We start from the raw sequence: 3514 nt of genomic DNA on the forward strand, positions 1-3514 counted from the left end.
AAGGGGACGGTTCTTTTGCAGACACAAGAGGGGGCCACAAGGGGACGGTTCTTTTGGGAGACACAAGGGGACGGTTCTTTTGTGTTGTTGTTTCCGCTGTTCTGGTGTAGAATTTACATCAGTAACAGTCGGTGCCAGGCACCTGTAAAAGACTGGTAACCGTACACCAACCAAGGGGACGGTTCTTGTGGCTGGCCAATGAACCGAAGAAACAGACGACGACTGAATAGACGGTGACAGCTAAAACTGGGAAGGGAGTCTCTTCGGGGGCTCCTCTTTCTTTTTCGTGTTCGCGGTACTTGTAGACCTGTTTGTTGCTGACAGTTTCGTGGCTAGCTGAAAGAAGGAGTATGAGCATAAGGTGCAGGACCCTTTGGCGATCAATTACGACACCTTAAAACGCAAAATTGGCCGCCTATATTATGGTAATCAGGCATTTTACTTTGTAGTTGGCCGCAGACGAGGGAATAGGGACACAAATACGAGAATGATCAGGGACACAAGGGGACGGTTCTTTTGCAGAATAAGGTAGTGGTGACAGGCACCTGTAAAAGACTGGTAACTGCATAACCAGCAAATAGGCCGGGCGGTCCAACGCGGATCGCCCGGCTTGTTGTGCCCTTTGGCAGGAATTAGTTGCATTTGGGGCGAAATAAGAACAAGGACTAATTAATAGTAGTGGCTCGGGAAGCGTTTGCATTCAGATTATCATATCTGGGGGGACGGTATAATGGGGCGCAAAGCCCGTATTTGGTATGAAGGGGCCATGTACCATATCATCAATCGTGGTAACAGCCGGCAGAATATCTTTATTGATCCTGCCGACCGCGTTGTATTCTTAGATAAGCTAAGAGGGCTGGTGATGGAACATGGCCTTAGAGTACATGCGTACTGTTTGATGACAAACCATTACCATCTTGTAATTGAGACTGGTAAACGGCACATTGGTGATACTATGCGTTCTCTTAATACCTACTATTCCAAGCAGTATCATATTAAATACGGTACCTCTGGCCATCTGTTCCAGGGCCGATACAGGAGTGTATTGGTAGAAAAAGATGCATATCTTTTGGAACTAAGCCGGTATGTCCACCTTAACCCCGTCGGCGCCAGTCTTGTAAAACTACCGGAGCACTATCCGTGGAGTAGTATGAAAGTGTACATAGGTGAAGGCTCAGGTAGTAGTTTGGTTTATCGGGATACTGTTCTCGGTTACTTTAATCAGGATTCAAGAGCGGCACAAGAAAGCTACCGGCGATTTGTACATGCTAAGCTAGCCGATAACTCTGGCTCTCTAGAAAAGCTTGTAACATACGATGATATTTTGGGCACAGAGTCGTTTGTTTCAGAGATACGCGCTCTGTATAGTGTATAGGGGACCTGACGGCATGACGGCAGACTGATAATTACAACTTAAGCAAACCAATAGGTCATCCCTAGTTGTTAACGTTCCTATCGTCACCGAAGATAGGCACCGATATAGCCCTGACCGTTATAAAGAGACGGTGACAGGCACCTAGGAAAACGAGCCTGACAGCAAAATAGCTTGGAGGCGCTGGTGTAATGGGCAGTACAAATCTGATGAAATCTGCGGGTATAATTGCTATATGGTCAATGCTAAGTAAGATCTTAGGTTTTCTGCGTGAGACAGCATTAGCCTCTCGTTTTGGGGCTACATCCGCTACAGATGCGTACCTGGTGGCAATGATTATCCCGTCACTGTTTCTCTTGGGAATTGGTCCTGCTGTAGCCACGACGGTTATACCGGTTTTTGCGGACCTGGAAAAGCACCACGGCCGCGATAGGGCATTTGCATCAGCTAATAATGTTTTCAATGTATGTTTGCTGGTAGCAGTAGCAGTGTCTTTGATCGGAATCATAGCTGCTAATCAAATAGTTGGAGCGGCAGCACCAGGATTTGCAGGAGAGACCTTCAAGTTGACAGTTCAGCTGACGAGGATCTTATTCCCCATAGCCATTTTTCAGACTGCATCATCGGTTTTTACCGGTTTGCTACAATCACTGGGAAAGTTTGGGCTACCGGCTTTTGCTGGTGTGATGCAGAATGTCTTGATAATATCCAGCATTGCGTTCTTCGGACCCAGATACGGAATCACTGCAGTGGCGGTAGGGACTGTCTTGGGTGCTGCTGGCATGTTCGCAATCAAGATTCCAGCGCTGCTGTCAGCCGGGTATAAGTATCACTTCTCAATCGATTGGGGAGATGAAGGACTTAGGCAGTTGGGCCGTCTGATTGTGCCGATTATGGCTGGTTCAGCGGCAGGGCAGTTAGGGATTGTGATAATGAGGATGCTTGCCTCCACACTACCGGAGGGATCTATTACATACCTTAATTATGCCCAACGGCTTGTGGCGTTGCCATCGGGGATATTTGGAACTGCTCTTGTTACTGTTCTTTACCCTACATTAGCCAGAATGTATGCAAGTGGTTTCGAGACAGAATTTATCCGTACCCTCGAAAGATCGGTTAGGATTATTGTGTTTCTGCTGATACCCATGGCTGCAGGAATGATGATCCTTGCTATTCCAATAGTACGGTTGGCATTTGAACGGGGTGTCTTTACAGCTGAGGCTACGGTAGCCACAGCTACAGCTTTGTTTTACTTGGCAATTGCTATACCAGCGGTAAGTCTTACCGATCTTGCTATTAGAACTTTCTATGCTTTACGAGATACGCATACTCCAGTATTTGTGAACATTGGAGCTATAGGAGTAGCTGTGGCTCTGAGATTATTTCTTGTAGGCAGGATGGGTTATGCAGGCCTTGCAGTAGCCGGAGCATGTCAACCGATTGTCTCTTTTTCTGTGCTCTATGTTATACTCAACCATAGGATGAGGACTGTTCCTAGGGCTAGCCGAAGTACAGCGGAACAGAGCTGGGCTGCATCTTTAGTAAAGTCTCTTCTAGCAGCAGCAGTCATGTGGGTAATCATTGCTCCACTAAGCCGGTGGTTGGAAATGACCGTGCCGGGAAATGGTGTTGGGAGGTAGCGGTGACAGGCACCTGTAAAAGACTGGTAACTGCATAACCAGCAAATAGGCCGGGCGGTCCAACGCGGATCGCCCGGCTTGTTATGCCCTTTGGCAGGAATTAGTTGCATTTGGGGCGAAATAACGTAGGTCGGTGACAGGCACCTAGGAAAAACTGGAAGTTGGTAGGGAGTCCGTTTTGGGGCTCCCTGCTTTGTATTTACATAATGCTTATTACCGAAAAGGCTTGAGTAGAAGCTTGAAGCATATTATCGATGGCCATTCGAGAAACCCTACATTTGCCCACTGGCCACAAAAATCTCCGTAGGTGTCAAAGGGAGGCGTCGTGAATGATCGCGGCCCCTGGCTGATATGCAGAAAATATGCTACAATAAGATAGGAGTTGCTGTTTGGCGGTTAGTCACTTTCCCATGAGGGGAGGTGATGCCTATGATTACATGGACAGGACTGTTTAGTTTCTGTTTGGTAATCCTAGGGGTTATTTCCCTGTGCTTGATACACA

Annotated in this window: 2 protein-coding genes; both read left to right on the plus strand. The window is 47.4% G+C overall.

The window, feature by feature from the left end; genetic code table 11:
* Nucleotides 1-730: 730 nt before the first annotated feature.
* The gene (locus GX016_00770) at nt 731-1375 is read left to right on the plus strand and encodes a hypothetical protein (GenBank protein HHT70094.1); all 645 of its coding nucleotides are present in this window, start codon (nt 731-733) and stop codon (nt 1373-1375) included.
* A 206-nt stretch (nt 1376-1581) separates the two neighbouring features.
* Nucleotides 1582-3012 (plus strand): murein biosynthesis integral membrane protein MurJ, encoded by a 1431-nt coding sequence (murJ, locus tag GX016_00775; protein ID HHT70095.1) that lies wholly within the window; start codon nt 1582-1584, stop codon nt 3010-3012.
* Nucleotides 3013-3514: the final 502 nt, after the last annotated feature.

This window comes from Bacillota bacterium (genome assembly GCA_012837285.1).
Classification (GTDB): domain Bacteria; phylum Bacillota; class DTU030; order DUMP01; family DUMP01; genus DUNI01.

Coding starts and splice junctions, on each gene's coding strand:
- GX016_00770 (HHT70094.1), top strand. CDS start 731: ATGGGGCGCAAAGCCCGTATTTGGTATGAAGGGGCCATGTACCATATC.
- murJ (HHT70095.1), top strand. CDS start 1,582: ATGAAATCTGCGGGTATAATTGCTATATGGTCAATGCTAAGTAAGATC.